General features: G+C 67.8%; 3 protein-coding genes and 1 pseudogene. 3 read left to right on the top strand and 1 reads right to left on the bottom strand.

Translation table 11 applies throughout. The annotated features are described in order from the left end of the window. Both H7965_RS29810 and H7965_RS29805 read left to right on the top strand, forming a co-directional pair. Positions 1–154: transposase (locus H7965_RS29810; RefSeq protein ID WP_186773141.1), on the top strand; the 154-nt coding region annotated here is incomplete at its 5' end. A gap of 169 nt (positions 155–323) precedes the next feature. Next, positions 324–587 carry a helix-turn-helix transcriptional regulator gene (locus H7965_RS29805; protein ID WP_186774086.1) on the top strand — a complete coding sequence of 88 codons (264 nt, stop codon included), beginning with the start codon at positions 324–326 and terminating at the stop codon, positions 585–587. A 177-nt stretch (positions 588–764) separates the two neighbouring features. On the opposite strand, the pseudogene H7965_RS32230 reads toward H7965_RS29805, so the two are convergent. Then, positions 765–872: pseudogene (locus H7965_RS32230) on the bottom strand (hypothetical protein); the annotation flags it as partial. Positions 873–1,020: 148 nt separating this feature from the next. On the opposite strand from H7965_RS32230, the gene H7965_RS29795 reads away from it, so the two are divergent. Further along, positions 1,021–1,687: substrate-binding domain-containing protein (locus H7965_RS29795; protein WP_186774084.1), on the top strand; the 667-nt coding region annotated here is incomplete at its 3' end.

Genomic DNA, 1,687 nt, shown 5'->3' with positions numbered 1-1,687 from the left:
GAAGCGCTGGATCGTTGAGAGGACCATCTCGTGGCTGAACCGCTGCCGTCGCTTGGCCAAAGACTGGGAGTGCCTGAACCGCACCAGCCTCGCATTCCTGCGCTGGGCCTCCGTTCGCCTCATGCTGCGAAGGCTCTGCCAGACAACAACATGATCCCGGACAGACACTTACCACCGCTAGGTCCGTCCTGCCCCGGCCAAGACCATCTGCCCGCGGCGGCCACGCCGTGGGCGCCATCCCCATGAAGGGCCACTCAGGCGCAGACAGCACCAGCGGCATCGCGCCCCAGCTTTTTTCTCAACGACGTGGAAGGGACCGAGTCATGGACCAGCCCAAGCTGATCCTTCGGCGCAGCCTGGCGCCTGTCACACCTGCCGCCGCGCCGGCGCCCAGGCCGCCCCAGAGCCTGCTGACGCCGGAGGATGTGGCCGTCCGGCTCGGCGTCAGCCGCAAGGCGCTGGAGCGCTGGCGCGGCACCGGTGATGGCCCGCGCTTCGTGCGGCTCGGCCACAAGACCATCCGCTACCGGGTGGAGGATGTGGACGCTTTCGTGGCCGAGAGGCTCTGCGTCAGCACCGCGGCCTGACCGCAGGCGACCACCAGTACCAGCAAACTGACCCCAACGCCGAGATGGGCGTTGGGGCACCTTCGCGCAGTTCTGACTGCTTGTGCACCTCATGTAGCGCAAGCGCCATTGTTGTCCTTCGGCAGCGTAGCGGACGGGTTGCCGAGTTCGCGCTTACCAATGTCGGCCCCTCCATCATCACCAACAGAGGCTCTCGTACGGCACTCCGTCACCATCGCTGTCCGCGCGGCTCAGGCCGCACCGGATGGGGTGGAAGCGGGCTCCGGCGCAGCTTGCCATCTCGCGGCAGTAGCGCTTGGCGCCGCTGCGGCCAGGCTACCCAGCCGCTCCCCGAGGGATTTTCTCTCCGGCGCTCTCACTATATTTCGTCGGTTGCGGCGGTTTAGGATGCCTCCGCCGGGCCTCACCCGAACCGGTCCGGCGGGGAGGAGCCATGATCGGCCTCGTCAAGGCGCTGCTGCTCATCGGCGGCGCGGCTTTGGGCGCTGGGGCGCTGTCCGCGCCACCAGCGTCGGCTCAGGGCCAGCAGCAACCCGCCGCCGCGACTGTCGTGAGGATCGACGGCTCGACCGGCGTGGCTCCGTTGGTCTCGGCCCTGGCACGCGAATACGAGCGGCGCACGCCGGGAGCCTTGATCCAAGTTGGCGGTGGGATGGGCACGCGGGCGCGCATCGACGCGCTCGCGTCTGGTGCCATTGACATCGCCATAGCCAGTCACGGCCTCAGGGTGGACGAGCTGACGCGGCGCGGCATGGCGGTGGCGGAGGTCGCCCGCACTGCGGTGGTATTCGGCGCCCACGCGGGCGTCTCCGACCTCCCGGGCCTCACCTCCGAGCAGGTTTGCGCCATCTATCTTGGCGAGCACGCCAACTGGCGTGCATTAGGCGGACCCGACCTGCCGATCGTCCCGATGACCCGGCCCGACACAGAGGTGGATGCTGAAGTGGTCCGCGAGGGCATCGCCTGCCTTAGGTGTTTGATCCCAGGGTTTGATGGTGCAGTCTTCTCCCAGGCATGGAAGGACGCGCTATGGGCCAGGTTCTCCACGGCAGCCACCACGACAGAGGCGGTCCGTCGCGCGATCCAGCATAGTCAAGCGA

The organism is Siccirubricoccus deserti, assembly GCF_014283215.1.
GTDB classification, from domain to species: Bacteria; Pseudomonadota; Alphaproteobacteria; order Acetobacterales; family Acetobacteraceae; genus Siccirubricoccus; species Siccirubricoccus deserti.
This window is presented reverse-complemented; position numbering and strand designations above follow the sequence as displayed.